Consider the following 16,270-nt stretch of genomic DNA (forward strand, 5'->3'; position numbering starts at 1 on the left):
GTCTAAGGGTTTTGACGAATGCCAGATTTTTTAATAACTACAAGACTTTTGCGATTTCCAAGCGCAGAGACGATACTGTGCAGGATCATTCCAATGATTACAAACCCCATTCCTATAAAAGAAACAATACTTGGTAATGGGGCACTTAGAATAATGATTTCACCAATTAGTGCAAAGACAACCTCACCTGATTGAGTAGCTTCAACTCCAGCCATTTTTTGATTATCCTGCTGAACTATTTCCGTAGCGTAGAAAAATAAAGCAGTCGCAATAATTCCAGAAGATATCGCTACAACAAATGTTTGGATTATCTGACTTGAATTTGGTAATCCATGTGCTGTAAATCCATAAATCGAAAGAACAATCCAAAAAGGCAAGGAAGCGAGTGTCATACCGAGTATTCGCTGAAAGGTGTTTAATTCTCCGTTTACAACTTGCATCATTTTACGGTTGCCTAGTGGGTATGCAAATGCCGAAATGATTAAGGGAATAACGCAAAGCAAAACACTTATCAAAGGTACAGAAGAAGCATGTTCGAATTGCATAATGAATACCCCAGCCAAAATAATAAGGGATATAAAAATACTCTGAATCGGGATTTTTTGCTTTATTTTGTTGTTTAAAAATGGCACAAGTAAAGAACCAGCAATTATCGTCAGCTGAAATGTCGCTGCTACAAGCCAGCCGGGACCATAAATAGTTGCAAAAGTAAGGGGAGCATAAAATAATCCGAAGCCGACAGTACTCCACATAAACCAAGGAACGGGCCTAGCTATCATATGTTTGATTACAGGCTTGATATTTCGTTGATACCCTACAATTAAAATTAGAATAGGCAGCATAAAGAAAAATCGAAGCGTAGCACTCCAAACCCAGCTGCCGCCATCTAACTCCATGGAACGATTAAGTATAAAGGTAACGGAAAAAAACAATGCAGCCAAAATCCCAATTAAAATTGCTTTCAACCAAATCACTCCAATTAATAAACAATAATTACAATAATCATATCAGACATCAATTTAATTTGAATAACTTTTTTAAATTTTTTTAAATTTAATGTGTGACTAGGTAAAAAGTATTGAAATTGCAGGTTTTTTTGAAGCTTATGTCGAATTGTATACATATAGAAAGAAACGGGAGTGTGTCTGATGGAAACTTTACCAACTTGGTTTTGGGTGTGCTATTATATCTTTTTAATCCTAACATTAATTAGTGGCGTTATAAACTGGGTAAGGCAAGTATATAGTCCGTTAGCTGCCATAACAATCATATTCTCGCTCCTTGCTCCCCTTGTTGGATTTGTATACAGTATCGGAAGGTCAGAGGGACTGAACGAAATTCAATATGTACTGGAACAGTTTAAAACAAGAGATACGTTGTCTGTGTTCATTATTTTAGTACATGTTTATTTCGTCGTTTGGTGGTTTTTATTTTTGGATACTTGGAAATGGATAAAGAAGGTTCCATTTAATAAAATATTGGAAGGTAAAGCTGTCATAATGGAAAAAATGAAAAAAAGAAGTAAACAAATGAAAACAACAACGAATCATGAAGAAATAGAAAAGAAATGATCTACTGAGATTTCTAAAATGTGCAGTAGATTATAGAAGTAGGTTATACTTGGTATAATGATACTGGAGTGGGTGTAATGACAAAAAGACTGAATTCTTTTCCGCCGATAATACCAAAGGAGCCTAAAGTTCTTATTCTTGGTTCCATGCCGGGGAAAATTTCATTAGAAAAAGGCGAATACTACGGAAATGCCCGAAACCACTTTTGGCCAATTCTATTTAAATTGTTTAAGGTTGAACCTATAGAGGAATATGAAAAAAAAGTAGCATTCGTAAAAGAACGGGGAATTGCATTATGGGATTCGATTGGTTCCTGTTATCGAGAAGGAAGCTTGGATTCGAATATAATGGATGAGAATCCAAATGATATTACTGGGCTGTTAGACAAGTATCCAACGATACGTTTAATTGCATGTAATGGAACCAAGTCATATAATACATTTAAGAAAAATTTTAATTCAGAAGATCTTGGAGCGATTCGTATTATAAAATTACCGTCCACGAGCCCTATCCCGGGAAGGTATACGAAATCGTTTGAAGGAAAAGTAGTGTCTTGGAGTGAAATTTTAAATCATATCTAAGTACACTTCGTAATAAGATTGATAATGGGTCTTAAAGAGAAGTTTAGGTGAATCGAGTCGTAAGGGGGGACTTACGACTCGGACGGTTTCTTACAAGGTAGAGGTGGCCCTGACTAGGGTACGAAAAAAAGCAATTATCCTGAGCGATTGAATCGTCAGGATGATTACTTTTTTTCATGGCTGTTCACAATTAACAAGACGAGCGTAGCAAATGCGAACATTAACTCAAGCACTTTGTCAATTGGTATCACAGGCTTCAACCCCTTTCGTTAGGGTTTAAGCCACCATGTAAAAAAGTTGAACTTTTTTACTGCTTCTGCCTAAGCATACTCTGCAAGACCTATCTATTAGATTATACTATACAAATATTATAAAAAGTTTAAATTATTTAAAAATGATAACAATTTCCTAGAAATTAACAGCTATTTATGAGTACATAGTAGAAGTGAATGTTTATCATCTAGGTCTTGTTAAGGACAATATAAGGCAATTGGAATAAGCTTTCAATGGTTGTTTTTTTATAATCGCTTGATTTATTAAAAAATTATCCGTATAATGAATTTAATTTCGTAATAAATTAAAAAACGTTGATGGGGAAAAGTAAGATTTCCATTTTTTCAAAGAGAGCTCCAGCAGCTGAGAAGGAGCAAAAAAAGAAATCTGAACAATGGCCTCGGAGTTTCGTAGCTGAAACGATTGTTATAGAAGTAGGTTCCGGCGAGATTTGGTACTCGTTATCCATACCACAGTATAAAGAGCGGTTTAGCTTTTCGTACTTGATGAGGCTGTATGTGTGAGCATACGGTGAAGTAAGGTGGTACCACGTTCATTCAACCACGTCCTTACCGTTTATTCGGTAATGACGTGGTTTTTTAATGCGCAAATAGGAAAGTATAATGCACTTAGGAACTCGCTTAAAAGCTTGCAATCCAAAATATAAGGAATTCTAAGAAAGCAACGAACTTTTTCCAAGAATCCCTTTAACGAATGACAAGTTTTCTATTAAAAAAGTGAATAATTAAGCGTATAAACGATAAAATGGAGGGTCAGAGAATGAGCAAAAATTTAGTGTTGCAAACAGATTTTGGAGTAAGTGACGGGGCAGTAAGTGCAATGAATGGAGTAGCTATATCCGTTGATCCAGCTATTCGTATTTTTGATCTGACACATGATATTCCGCAATACAATATATGGGAAGCATCCTATCGTTTGTACCAAACGATTAGTTATTGGCCAAAGGAGACTGTGTTTATTTCCGTTGTCGATCCAGGAGTCGGAACAGATCGGATGAGTGTTGTTGTAAAAACGAAGGAAGGTCAATATATTGTAACCCCGAATAATGGAACCCTAACCCATATAAAACATAGCATTGGAATCTCAGAAGCACGAGTAATTGATGAAAAAATAAACCGGCTCCCGAACTCTGGAGAATCCTATACGTTCCATGGGCGAGATGTATATGCATATACTGGAGCAAGGCTCGCTGCAGGTGTTATTTCCTTTGAAGAGGTTGGTCCGAGTGTTGCTGCCCACGAAATAATTGAATTACCAAGGACAAAAGCTAGAATTAAGGATGATACAATTAAAGGAAATATTGATATTCTTGATGTTCGTTTTGGTAACCTATGGACGAATATTAATCGTGAACTTTTTATCGAAGCAGGAATTCAATATGGTGATACATTAGAAGTATCCATTCAAAACAATACACGACATATATATAAAAATATGATGCGATTTGGGCGTTCGTTTGCAGATAGTCGATTAGGCGAGCCGATTGTGTTTGTGAATTCATTAGATAAATTAGGGGTAGCTATTAATCAAGGTTCCTTCGCTAAAGCGTACCATATTGAGACCGGCGCAAATTGGATGATTAGCTTTCGTAAAGTTTAAACTACAAGTTGTTTGTGAATTTTCAAATGAATGTTTTTCTGATATGTTGTAAAAGAAAAAGGAGATGTTAAACGTTGACTAAAAATCTATCATTACAGGAACAATTGCTTGAGCAATATGATAAAAGCTATGAAGGACATGGAATATCGGGTGAACGAATCGCTCATCGTTTAAGTGAACTGTCAAAAATTGGCCTAACCGCCGATAATGGTTCCAACCGCCCAGGTTTTTCTTTAGCAGAAAAGCAAGCGAAGGAATTAATCAAAACATGGATGCTAAAGGCTGGACTTTCAGTTTCGGAGGATGGAGCTGGAAATGTGTTTGGCAGATTAACTGGTGAGGAAGATCATCTGCCGGCTATCATGAGTGGATCTCATGTTGATAGTGTTCCAAATGGTGGTCATTTTGATGGACCGCTTGGTGTTTTAGCTGCGCTTGAAGTGGTAGAAGCTTGGAAGGAAATTGACTATCGCCCAAGAAAGCCATTTGAGGTTGCTATTTTTACAGATGAAGAAGGCTCCCGATTTAACAATGGATTAAATGGTAGTGAAGCATTGATTGGGAAAGCGAATGTAGAGGAGAAAATAGAACTGCAGGATGAAGAAGGAAGAAGCTTTGCAGAGGTTTTACAGGATGTAGGATTATCTGTTCAAGGTTATGCAGAAGCGGGTCGGCAATTAGATGAAATCGAGTTGTTTGTGGAAGTACATATAGAACAAGGAAAACGATTAGAAAAGGAAGAGCTTCCATGTGGAATTGTTACAGGGATTGCGGGCCCATGCTGGCTTGAATTTACGTTTGATGGAGATGCAGGGCATGCAGGCAATACACCAATGGATGACCGGAGGGATGCGTTAGTTGCTGCAAGTGAATTTGTGATGAAAGTCAATAAATTGCCAAGACAAATAAATGATTCTGCAGTGGCTACCATAGGTAAACTACTGGTTGAACCAAACGGGGTAAATGTTATTCCTGGAAAAGTAACCCTCTATGTTGACATTCGGGATATATACAAAGAAACACGTGATGAGCTAGTAAATTGTGTTCTATCACTAAGTAAGGAAATTGCAGATACGTATCATATTCAAGTGAACCATGAAGAAAAAGTCCGTGTTCATCCGGTTCCGATTGCAGAAGATATTCAACAAGTTTTAGAACAAGCGTTATTGGAGCATGGAATTTCACCCTATAAATTACCAAGTGGGGCAGGTCATGATGCAATGATCCTAGGCGAAAAAATACCTGTAGCCATGATTTTTACACAAAGTAAAAATGGAATTAGTCATAATCCTGCTGAATGGTCGTCTTTAAGTGACTGTGTACAAACAGTTCAAGTGCTCAAAACATTTGTGGAAAGCTTGCAGCATGACAGAAGGTAGACTTGCTTAATGGACATTTTTTGGCTGCGTTTTGTACTGTTTGGCCTGATATGGATTATGATGATTTTGTTCGATAGTATTAATACTGCATATAGTATAGGACTCTTTGCCTTAGCACTTGCATTATACTTTTTGATGTCTCTTCATAAAGGATTGTTTTTCTTATTTATCTGTCTCTCTTTTATAATTGGAATACATAGCTTTCTTTATGTCGATACGGTGATGCTCACGATTGTATTGTACGGTTATTGTTTAGCAGATGCAGCGGTTCGTTTAAAGCGAAGGGAATTGATCTTGTATCTATTATTTACGATTGTCGTATCGGCCATCCCCATTTTTAAGCTTGATATGTTTGATGTGCGCTTTGCGCTCGTATATCTCCTATTCTCCATGCTGCTGTTTTTATTAAATCGCCTTATTTTGGAGCGGAATGAGCAATGGGAAATTTATGATCAGTTATTGGGAGAATATCGTAAATTGAAACGTATGAACCTGAAGGCAGAAGGCCATGCACGGCTAGAGGAACGGACTAAAATTGCCCGAGATATTCATGACTCTGTTGGACACCGGTTAACGGCTCTAATTATGAAATTAGAAATGCTCACTATTGAAAAAAAGGATAATAGCTTTAGCGAGCTTAAACAGATGGCGAAGGAAAGTCTAGACGAAACAAGGCATGCTGTTAAAGCATTAAAATCAGAAGAAAACGAAGGGATTGCAACCGTTGTTCATCTAATTCGAAAATTAGAGGCAGAAAGCCATATTCTAGTTCAATTTACAATGAAGCAAGGGGTATTATCGATCCCGCTTTCGAATGAAAAAAGTGTCGTTCTATACCGTGTTATCCAAGAAGCTTTAACGAATGCAATGAGACATGCCCAGTCAAGAGAAGTAAAAATTACGCTCGGAAAAACAGCAACAGAAGATATATCATTTGAAATTAGGAATGCTGTCTTTGAGCCAAAACCATTTCAGTTTGGATTTGGACTTTCAAGTATGAAAAATCGAGTGGAAGAAGTTGGGGGAAAGCTAACAGTATATCAAACGGAAAAGCATTTTATCGTATCGGGTATGATCCCAGGTTAGGAGGGGTATGATGTGGAATATTTTATTAGTTGAGGACCAGACGATTGTTCGTCAAGGGTTAAAGGTTATTTTAGAACAAGACGAAAGGTTCAACGTATCACATCAAGCAGAAAATGGACAGCAGGCAGTAAGAATAATGGAAAAGCATTTAATCGATTTTATTTTGATGGATGTGCGGATGCCTGTCATGAATGGAATTGAAGCAACGCGAATTATAAAAAAACGTTGGCCAGATGTGAAGATTTTAATTTTAACAACGTTTAATGATGATGAATATGCGGTGCAAGCCCTAAGAGAAGGAGCAAATGGTTTTTTATTAAAAACCTCTGAACCTGCAAAATTAATCGATGCTGTACACAGCTGTATGAGTGGTGGATTAACGATTCATGATGAAGTGGCAGCAAAGGTAATGCCGCGGCTATTGCAGACAAGTGAAAAACCGAAGCTTGATATTAATTTTTCAGAGAGAGAACTTGCGATAACAAAACTCGTCGGTGAAGGTAGAACAAATAAGGAAATTGCGGATGTTTTATATCTTTCGATTGGTACAGTTAAAAACCATTTGACCTTGATTTTACAGAAAGCAGGTTTACGGGACCGAACCCAACTTGCGATTTATGCGGTAACACATGGGATTACGGATTAATAGAAATAGAGAGCCTAAAATAGTGTCATGAGATTGTTATAACTCTCCTGACTTGTTAGCTATCATCTACTTTATAATTTAGGGTAGGGCGAACGAGAAAGGTGGGGTTATGGATGCTTGATATTATTCTGGATGAATTTCATTTTTCTACGTTGTGGAATGGTGGAATCTTTTTATTTACAATGTTTGCAGCAATTATTTATTTTTTTCTTTTGCCTACTTCAAAGAAACATAGATGGTGGAAGTCGCTTGCTTTTGTAGTAGGACTAATTGTTATTTTTATTGCTAGTGCTAGTCCATTAAATGTTACGGGTAGAATTAAGTTTAGCACGCATAGCTTGCAGTTGGTTTTATTACTGCTTATTGCTCCACCGCTTCTCATTGCAGGATTTAAAACGGAAATATTAAAGCGGATGAAATCAATTGGAGGCATTAAGAAAGTAATTGTAATGCTTACGCAGCCTATTGTAGCTACAGTTTTATTTCAAGTCGTTTTTTACAGTTATCACATTCCATTCATTTTTAATTTCGCAAGACTTGATCTTTATTTAAATTATTTCTTTTTACTTGCACTTTTTCTTTCAGCTGTATTGCTCTGGATTCCGCTTCTTTCATCAAATCAGTTGTCCCGTGGACAAAAGTGGAAGTATTCATTCGTGAATATCGTATTGCTAGCCCCATTTAGTATGATTTTATTCTTTGCAAAGACTGGACTGTATGCGATTTATTCGGATATTAACTTGTTCATGTCTGCACTTGCTCTTTGCTTACCTGATTTAACAGATGTTCCTCCTGAATTCTTTACCTCACTTCTGCCTTTTGATCCAGTTCATGAGCAATGGCTTGGAGCATTATATTTCTTTGGTGGCATTTTGATCAGCTTTACGATTGTTACTTTTCTGTCAACTAAAAGGATTTAATGAAGGGATCCGCTTAAGAACGCTTAAGTGGATCTCTTTTTTTATGCGTAACAACATACGATGCCCCCTGCGTAATACGGATACTCTGAAAAATGATAGTTCAAGCGTGTGCCTTGTGTTTCAGTAATGGGTATTGCACTAATCATATTTATCGCAATAATGATAAATCTCGTATTACCCTAAACAATAAGTCCGAAATTAAAAGGCAAACCGAGAGAAAGGCTGTCTCGGTCGAATAAAACGGAAAAACAAGCAGAATCAACCGAGAGAATGTTTATCACGGTCTATATAAAAAGAACTCGAGAAGAAACCGACCGAGAAGGAGGCCAAACTAGAAGTTTCTCGTTACCAGTTAGCAAGTACCATCCATAATTGCATATTACAGCGCGTTTCTCACAACCACGAATGAACCCGATATTTAAAGAGTGACTTAAGTCATTTTATTATTTTCCTATTTCATGACCTCAGACAGTATATTCCCTCCCATAAATTTCGTAAACTAAATTTATGGGAGGGATTTGCATGCTGGAATTAGTGGATTTGTCGAAGAAATTTAAACAAATGGATGCTGTGAAAAATTTAAATATGTTTATTGAAAAGGGAGAGATTGTTGGGTTGCTTGGGCCGAATGGTGCAGGGAAATCAACAGCCATTTCCATGTTGTCTTCCTTAGTTGAACCGACAAATGGTGATGTTCGTTTTCATAATAAAAGTATAATAAAGCATCCTGCACCACTCCGAAAAGTAATTGGAGTAGTACCGCAGGAAATCGCGTTGTATGAAGATTTAACGGCAGAAGAAAATATGCAATTTTTCGGAAGGATCTACCGCCTTAGAGGTGTGCAGTTAAAAAATAAAACAGATGAGGTGCTTGAGCAAATCGGGCTAACCGATCGCCGAAAAGATATTGTAAAAACATTTTCAGGCGGAATGAAACGAAGGTTGAACATTGGTGTAGCGATGTTGCATGATCCGGAAATAATTATTATGGATGAGCCGACCGTTGGGATTGATCCGCAGTCTCGAAACTATATTCTAGAAACGGTAAAAAGATTGAATGAAGAAAAGCAGATGACCGTTTTATATACAAGCCATTATATGGAAGAAGTAGAGTTTCTCTGTGATCGAATTTACATTATGGATCAAGGAAATCTTATCGCTTCAGGGACAAAAGATGAGATTAAGCGAATTCTCTCTGCAGAAAAGACGATATCTATTAAAGCGGACCGTTGGAATGATGCGTTTATTGAAGAACTAAAGCAGAATCCAACGATAAATCGTGTAACTATGGGAGAAAAGGAAATAACCATTATTGTCCCAAGAGAAGTCAACCTATTTTCTAAGATTATTCGAATGGCAGAGAATGCGGAGCTTGAGTTGAATTCTGTCGATGTACAGACACCAACACTTGAAGACGTGTTTCTACATCTTACTGGAAGAGCTTTGCGAGATTAGGAGCTGGGATAAATGATAAGTCAAATTGTTAAAAAACAAGCGTTATTATTATGGAGAAACCCTGTTCAAATCCTCCTGTTGGTTGGGCTGCCAATCATCTTAATTGCTATTCTAAGTACAGCGCTTGGCAGCATGATGATGAGTGGGGGAGCATCGAATATTAATATGAAAATAGCATTTGTGGAGCATGGAGATGAGGATGAAGAAATTCAGCGGTTTCTAGGGGATTTGGAAAATAGAGGAGTGCCTCCAAAAGTTGTTGAAGAAATCGAAGCTGGAATCGAGCAGCTCTCACCTGTACAAATTTTAAAGGACTCGGTTTTGGGAAGTGGAGAGGTGAGTGAGTTTATTGAAATTCATGAAGTGAAGCCTTCAGCACTAACTGATATATGGAATGATAATTCTTATACGTCTGTTATAGAAGTCCCAGAGAACTTCACCTATGAATCGTTAGAATACATGGTCCTCGATAATAAATCTCAGGCGGTACTTGAAATTTCACAAAATGATGATCATCAAATTGGTCCAATGATTGTAAATGACATCGTAGAACAATTTCAAGAGCAGCTCACATTGGGCACGTTTTTACAAAAAAATGGAATTGACCAACAAGCTATTCAATTGGAGGAAGGAATGTTAACTGGTGAGGTTCTAACATTGAATCAGAAAAAACCAATCGGATCGCAGGAATATTATGCAGTTGGTATGACGGTGATGAACGTGCTCTTTATAGCGTCAACAATTGGAACGATTGCCTTTATGGAAAAAAAGATCCATGTATTTGATCGGATCATTTTAGGGAATATCTCGCGGTGGGAATATTTTATAGGTGTATTAATTTCTGGTACATTATTCAGTTTTATCCATTTGCTGATTGTCTACGGATTTTCTTGGGTTGTCTATGGTGTCAGGTGGCCAGACCTGCTTTCCTTTTTTACGGTAACCGCGTCTCTTGCAATTGCAGTAGGTGGTATCGCGGTATTGCTTACGGCAATTAGCTATCGATTTAATTCAGAAGCGATCACGAATTTCTTCGCTGGTATCGTTGTAACTATGATGGCGGTATTAGGCGGAAGCTTCTTTCCAATTGGGGATTCGTCTGCCTTTTTTCGATCACTAGGGAACTTAACACCAAACGGTGCTGGAATGTCTTCCTACTTAATGATTTTACGAGGTGATGGGCTTTCTGAAATAAGTCATCATATCCTATTTCTCGTTTTGTTTGCAATCACATCGATTATCATCGCTGCAATTAGTTTTCCTAAAAGGGGGGCATCCGTATGATTGGAATCCTGCAAGCAAAATTTAAGATGTTTTTAAGAAATCCTTGGACGTTTGTGCTTTTTACCGGAATGTCAATTGGCTTCGCACTTATATTGGGCGGCAGTGGTCTGTCAACCATACGTGTTCCAATCTATGCGGAGGATGAAGCGATGCAGCAGTCATTCATTAGTGAAAAGCTGGAGGAGTCAGATGCATTCATATTTTCTTGGATGACAGAGGAGGAATTAAAAGACGAAATCTCAAATGGCAGAGCGGAGATGGGTGTTATTCTTTTAGAGGATGACTACCGCTTTATCGTTGGGGTGGATTCTCCTAATCGTTCAATGCTAGAACAAACGGTTAGAGCTGCGTATGTAGAGATGCTGCAACAGGAAAATATTTTAGCAGCTGCTGATGCAGATAAAGAAGTCGTTTTAGAAAACTTACAAAAAACAATGGCTTCGCCTGTATTCGAAATTCATCAAAGCAGCTTCAGAAACTCCGATGCATTTGTCTATGATAATACGTTTCATAGGTTATTTGGATTTACTTTGTTTTTCGTCATTTATACAATTTCCTACAATGTACTGCCTATATTAGTTGAGAAGAAAGACGGCTTATGGGATAGAATGATCTTATCGCCAGTAAAGAAATGGGAAATGTACGTTGCCAATTTAATTTATAGTTTTTTTGAAGGCTATTTACAAGTCCTCATTATCTTTCTCATTTTCCGCTATTGGGTAGGAGTTGACTTCCATGGCAGGTTTTTAGAAACGTTGCTCGTTCTTATTCCGTATGTGTTTTCAATTGTTGCATTATCGATTTTCATAACGGCATTGGTGAAAAACGCACAGCAATTTAACGCAATCATTCCAATTATCTCCGTGAGTATGGCGATGATTGGTGGTGCTTATTGGCCAATTGAAATTGTCGAATCTGAGTTTCTGCTTGCATTATCGAAAATTAATCCGCTCACTTACGGTATGGAAATTTTAAATGGAATTGCTGTTTATGGTTATCCTTTAGAGCAAGTATTGTTTCCAATCAGTATTTTACTTTTAATGGGAGTTGTCCTGATGGGAGTGGGGATTCACTTGATGGAAAGGCGTCATGTTTAGTTGGATAGGAAGCAGGAAGTTTGTCGCATGCAAGGTTGAAATTGTTTTCAGTCTATAGTCTCTAATACCCCTCAAATTTTGAGAACAATTACGAATAATATAGTATGAACTGTAATAAGAATAAATAGTTAGATTCCGAGTATTATGTGCTCGGAATCTAATTCATGTACTTCTATAAGAGGTTGTTCAATAAAAATAGTACGGGGGATAAAGATGACATTAGAGAAGCAACTAATTAATAAGTGCTATTATAAAACACTTACGGAGGGCAGTGAAAATGAGCATCCAATAAAGGTTTTGGGAGAATTGTCTATTCTTGAGCAACAGAAGGAAGTGAACGATTTATCCTATATCCGCTTTGCTCAGGGAGAGGTATATTTTCAAAATAAAGATTACGAAACAGCGATTTTTAAATGGGGAAATATTCATAATGAGCTAATGCCATGGGCGCAGAAAAATATTGCGGATGCAAATTTCGAACTGGATTTTCTTGAAATTGCGGAGGAATATTATAAACTTGTTGAAACCGATTCGGATGATTTAAAAGTGGAAGTGCTCTTGCAACTATTTTCATTATACATACAACGTGACAAACTTGAAATGGCAGCTGATTCAATAAAGAACGCAGTTGAATTAAACCCGGATTACCCGAATGTAACCGATATGGCGCGTACATTCTTTGAGGAACAAAAAGACTTTGCGAGCGGAGTTGAGTTAGCTGTAGCTGAAGCGATCCGAACAGAGTCTCTATTTTGGTTTGAGGTTTTGGAGGAGTATGTGAAAGATGGGCATACAACAGCAATAGCACCAGCGTATTTTCGGGAATTATTAATGACCTTGTATTTGGTCAATCAAGTGCGTTTCGAAAGTCTCGTTGCAGCGCTTTGGGACAGTTACAAACAGAATGATTTGTATTTCCAATGGCTGAAGGAAATTAACTATCTTCTGTTAGATATAAATCCAAGACGATCCTTGAATTGGCAAGAGCTTTCGAAGCAATATAAAGAAGCGTATCTGGAATTAATGAATGGTACTTATTTAATAAAGGAATTGTCTGATTATATACCTTTCCACTTAACCAATTGGATGAAAATAGCTACTGGTTCTGATATACTGGCAGCTTCATCGGCTGTGTTAGCATGGAATGAGCTGTTTCCTTTATTGATGGAGGATTCGGTAGTAAGTGAGGCTGAAGGCTTGGTAAGCCAGTCTTATAATAGCAAGCGTATGGGTGATATATTCCTTATTTTCGAATCCATTCGGAAGTGGGCGAATGGTAAGGACTTATCCATAGGAGAACGTGCAGAATCGATAATAGATGAGCTGCTTGATTCAAATAACTTTCACCTACTGGTTACAGGTAACGATGCATCCGGAAAAGCATCCATTGTAAATGGATTGCTTGGCAAGGAGATGACTGTAGCTTCCATCACCTCCACTGTCTTATTTAAACATGACGATCAAGAAGAAATTCATGTCATTACAGACCAAGAAGGAAAAAGAAAACTTGAGCTAGATGATTTCATGCAGATTGCAGAGAATGAACAGACACATATTCGCTGTAAAATGCCAATACCGTTATTGGATAAAAATAAACTTGCTTTAATTGATACACCGGTACTTGCCGATCAAAGAAAATCAAAAAAGGATGTAATTCCCTATCTTTATTTAGCGGATAGTCTATTGTTTGTTTTAAATAGCGATTCCATTTTGACTTATAATGAAATAGAGACGGTCGTCAAAATTAGGGAGCGTGTACCAGAGCTGCCGATTCATTTTCTCTTGCATAACATGGAGCAAAGCACGAACAAACTGGAGTCAGTGGAATGGATGGAGAAAACAACATCCTGGCTTCATACGTATTTTCCAAATGCTAAGATCCTCTCCTTCTCGCAATTTGAAGAGCATAGTAGCCAATTAGAAGCATTTATTCAATCCATTATGAATGGCTACAGCTTGGATGAGGGAAGCGAACGTAAAATTCTTTATTATAGTAAGCAATTGATTAAATTGCTGCCTAAAAAACGACTAGAATTGGAAAATAGCATTATAAATACAATAAAATGGAATGAAGAGATGATCACGAAGCTAGATGGTGCAGTTAATCAATTACGTGATACGGAAGAGGAAAAAACGCAGATTATTAAAAGAGATTATACTAAGATAGTGAATAAAGCAAGACAGGATTTGATGACAAGCATCCCTGATTTGCTGAAAGATTGCGCAGAATTAATTAAGGAAGACACAAATCTTGAAAATATACATGTGAAGCTAAATGATGAAATGAATAACCGGATTAATAAACATATTGATGAAACAGTCTTGCCTAAGTTACATGAAGAAATTCAAATATGGATTGCGAGTAGTGAAGGAGAATTCAGTGACTGTTGGGCATTATTAAATGAAACGAGCGTGAGTTTTAATCAGTTATATGAGGAAGAAAAGCTAAGTTTGGCCTGTGATTTTAAAGTGTTAGATGATTGGCGCCGTGATTTGGATCGCATGACGATGCGTAATGTACAATTGGAAAAGTTCGATATCATTAAAGGTTCTGCCTCATCGCAGTTATTTATGAAAAGTGCAGGAAAATTACTCGGCGCCATTTCACAAAATAAAGGAACGCTGCAAAATAAGTTTAAACAAAGCATTAAAAATAAGGATTACACAAAAGATGCACAATCAATTACAAATACGTTCATGCAGCAATTCGAGTTTTTTGGAAAAACACTGGAACGAGATATTACGATATTTTTCACAAACCCTTTTGACGAGCTGAATAGAGCGATAGAAGAAAACCAACAGGAGATTAAAGCTAATGAGGAGTCGCTTCATGATATGCGAAAAAATCCCGAGGTATATACCGATCCGCTTACACTATTTGAATTAAATATTCGTCAATATGAATGGATGAATCATTCGGATGAAAAAGTAGTTGAATATCGTTAAGCTTTTTATGCATTAAACATAACGCATGGGATTTCCAATGTTGGATATCTTATGCGTTATTTTGCCTATTCATAGTGTTGCAGCTCATGAAACAGGCTATTATCAATCTGGATATTTACAAACTATAAGACGCAAAACCGAAGGTGTACCAATATATGGTTATTCCATTACGAGAATTTTCTAGTATAATAGTCTTATAGTGCCTATTCAAAAAGGAGGATATATATTACAAAGTGAATTTCCATCCTTGTTTTGAACTTGTATATAGATAGAATCGAAAGGAGCGTTCGTGTGAAGTGGAAGAAACATTGGAAGAAAATTGTAACAGGAATCATTGTGATTCTGTTGATTATAGATGCTCTGGCAGGTTTATTCTTTTATAATCTGGCCATTGAACGAAATGTAAAAGATTTTTTAAATGGCAATGCGGACTTGGAAGTTTCTGCGGATACGATGGATGTTTTGCTTGCTGGGGATTGGCGTGATTGGTCGCGTGAGCAGGATTTTGAAATATGGGAAATGGAATCCCATGATGACCTGTCCTTGAAAGGCTATTATTTAGAGGCAAAGAAACCAACCAATAAAACAGTAGTATTTGCTCATGGCTACCTTGGTCTCGCAACGGACATGTCCTTATTTGGAGAATACTATTATGAAGAACTTGGCTATAATATGTTTACGCCAGATTTACGAGGTCACGGAGAAAGCGAAGGCGACTATATTGGATTTGGCTGGCATGATCGAATGGATTTAGTTGACTGGATTGATAGAATCATTGCAGAACTTGGAACGGATACTGAAATCGTCCTTCATGGCATTTCCATGGGGGCAGCTGCGGTATTGATGGCTAGTGGGGAAGAGCTCCCGAGTAATGTCAAGGCAATTGTTGCCGATAGTCCATATACGTCAGTGAATGATTTATTTGCCTATCAGCTTGACCGGATGTTTCACTTACCTGCATTTCCGATATTGCCAGCGACCAGCCTTGTTACGAATATAAGAGCTGGTTACACATTAAAAGAAGCTTCCGCGCTGGAGCAGGTGCGAAAAGCAGAGATTCCTATCCTTTATATTCATGGAAAAAGTGATACCTTTGTACCAACAAGAATGACGAAAGATCTATATGAAAATACAAATAGTGATGCTGAGATTCATCTTTATGATGATGCAAATCATGGGGAGTCTTTTGTTAAACATCGAGATTCATATATTGCAGTATTAAATTCATTTTTAGATCAATATATTCCATAAAAAAGAGGTTCTTCATAACGAGGACCTCTTTTTTTATGCATTCTATATACGTTTAATATAAAAAGATTTAAGGTATTTATAAAAATAAATGTATATTTATTAATATTTTTTTATAAATATACTTGCATAAAGATCGCGGTATAACTATAATAATGAATAAT

13 protein-coding genes and 1 other annotated feature are annotated in these 16,270 nt (G+C 37.1%); of the genes, 12 read left to right on the forward strand and 1 reads right to left on the reverse strand.

The window, feature by feature from the left end; genetic code table 11:
- Nucleotides 1-2: 2 nt before the first annotated feature.
- Nucleotides 3-965: a multidrug resistance efflux transporter family protein gene (locus MHH64_RS09275; protein WP_340003121.1), complete on the reverse strand. Its 963-nt coding sequence runs from the start codon at nucleotides 963-965 to the stop codon at nucleotides 3-5.
- 183 nt (nucleotides 966-1,148) lie between these two features.
- Here MHH64_RS09275 and MHH64_RS09280 point away from each other — a divergent pair, with 183 nt between their 5' ends.
- The 12 genes from MHH64_RS09280 (at nucleotide 1,149) to MHH64_RS09335 (ending at nucleotide 16,109) form a co-directional block, all read left to right on the forward strand.
- The gene (locus tag MHH64_RS09280) at nucleotides 1,149-1,571 is read left to right on the forward strand and encodes a hypothetical protein (RefSeq protein WP_095309861.1); all 423 of its coding nucleotides are present in this window, start codon (nucleotides 1,149-1,151) and stop codon (nucleotides 1,569-1,571) included.
- A gap of 77 nt (nucleotides 1,572-1,648) precedes the next feature.
- Nucleotides 1,649-2,152 carry a DNA-deoxyinosine glycosylase gene (locus MHH64_RS09285; RefSeq protein ID WP_340003122.1) on the forward strand — a complete coding sequence of 168 codons (504 nt, stop codon included), beginning with the start codon at nucleotides 1,649-1,651 and terminating at the stop codon, nucleotides 2,150-2,152.
- A gap of 578 nt (nucleotides 2,153-2,730) precedes the next feature.
- Nucleotides 2,731-2,999, forward strand: a binding site (T-box leader).
- 206 nt (nucleotides 3,000-3,205) lie between these two features.
- Nucleotides 3,206-4,045, forward strand: coding sequence for an S-adenosyl-l-methionine hydroxide adenosyltransferase family protein (locus tag MHH64_RS09290; RefSeq protein WP_339317219.1), 840 nt, complete (start codon nucleotides 3,206-3,208; stop codon nucleotides 4,043-4,045).
- 74 nt (nucleotides 4,046-4,119) lie between these two features.
- Nucleotides 4,120-5,424: a M20 family metallo-hydrolase gene (locus MHH64_RS09295; protein ID WP_303448591.1), complete on the forward strand. Its 1,305-nt coding sequence runs from the start codon at nucleotides 4,120-4,122 to the stop codon at nucleotides 5,422-5,424.
- A 9-nt stretch (nucleotides 5,425-5,433) separates the two neighbouring features.
- Nucleotides 5,434-6,510, forward strand: coding sequence for a sensor histidine kinase (locus tag MHH64_RS09300; RefSeq protein WP_340003123.1), 1,077 nt, complete (start codon nucleotides 5,434-5,436; stop codon nucleotides 6,508-6,510).
- A 10-nt stretch (nucleotides 6,511-6,520) separates the two neighbouring features.
- Nucleotides 6,521-7,156 carry a response regulator transcription factor gene (locus MHH64_RS09305; protein WP_340003124.1) on the forward strand — a complete coding sequence of 212 codons (636 nt, stop codon included), beginning with the start codon at nucleotides 6,521-6,523 and terminating at the stop codon, nucleotides 7,154-7,156.
- Nucleotides 7,157-7,269: 113 nt separating this feature from the next.
- Nucleotides 7,270-8,076: a cytochrome c oxidase assembly protein gene (locus MHH64_RS09310; protein WP_303448588.1), complete on the forward strand. Its 807-nt coding sequence runs from the start codon at nucleotides 7,270-7,272 to the stop codon at nucleotides 8,074-8,076.
- A 522-nt stretch (nucleotides 8,077-8,598) separates the two neighbouring features.
- The gene (locus MHH64_RS09315; RefSeq protein WP_303448586.1) at nucleotides 8,599-9,531 is read left to right on the forward strand and encodes an ABC transporter ATP-binding protein; all 933 of its coding nucleotides are present in this window, start codon (nucleotides 8,599-8,601) and stop codon (nucleotides 9,529-9,531) included.
- A gap of 12 nt (nucleotides 9,532-9,543) precedes the next feature.
- A complete protein-coding gene (locus MHH64_RS09320; RefSeq protein ID WP_303448584.1) occupies nucleotides 9,544-10,815 on the forward strand; it encodes an ABC transporter permease in 1,272 nt (423 codons plus the stop codon).
- Nucleotides 10,812-11,912, forward strand: a complete 1,101-nt coding sequence (locus tag MHH64_RS09325) for an ABC transporter permease (RefSeq protein WP_303448582.1) — start codon at nucleotides 10,812-10,814, stop codon at nucleotides 11,910-11,912. Before MHH64_RS09320 ends, MHH64_RS09325 begins: the two co-directional genes overlap by 4 nt.
- 213 nt (nucleotides 11,913-12,125) lie before the next feature.
- Nucleotides 12,126-14,858 (forward strand): GTP-binding protein, encoded by a 2,733-nt coding sequence (locus MHH64_RS09330; protein WP_303448580.1) that lies wholly within the window; start codon nucleotides 12,126-12,128, stop codon nucleotides 14,856-14,858.
- 291 nt (nucleotides 14,859-15,149) lie between these two features.
- A complete protein-coding gene (locus MHH64_RS09335) occupies nucleotides 15,150-16,109 on the forward strand; it encodes an alpha/beta hydrolase (RefSeq protein WP_095309839.1) in 960 nt (319 codons plus the stop codon).
- Nucleotides 16,110-16,270: the final 161 nt, after the last annotated feature.

This window comes from Oceanobacillus sp. FSL K6-0127, from assembly GCF_037983385.1.
GTDB classification, from domain to species: Bacteria; Bacillota; Bacilli; order Bacillales; family Amphibacillaceae; genus Oceanobacillus; species Oceanobacillus profundus.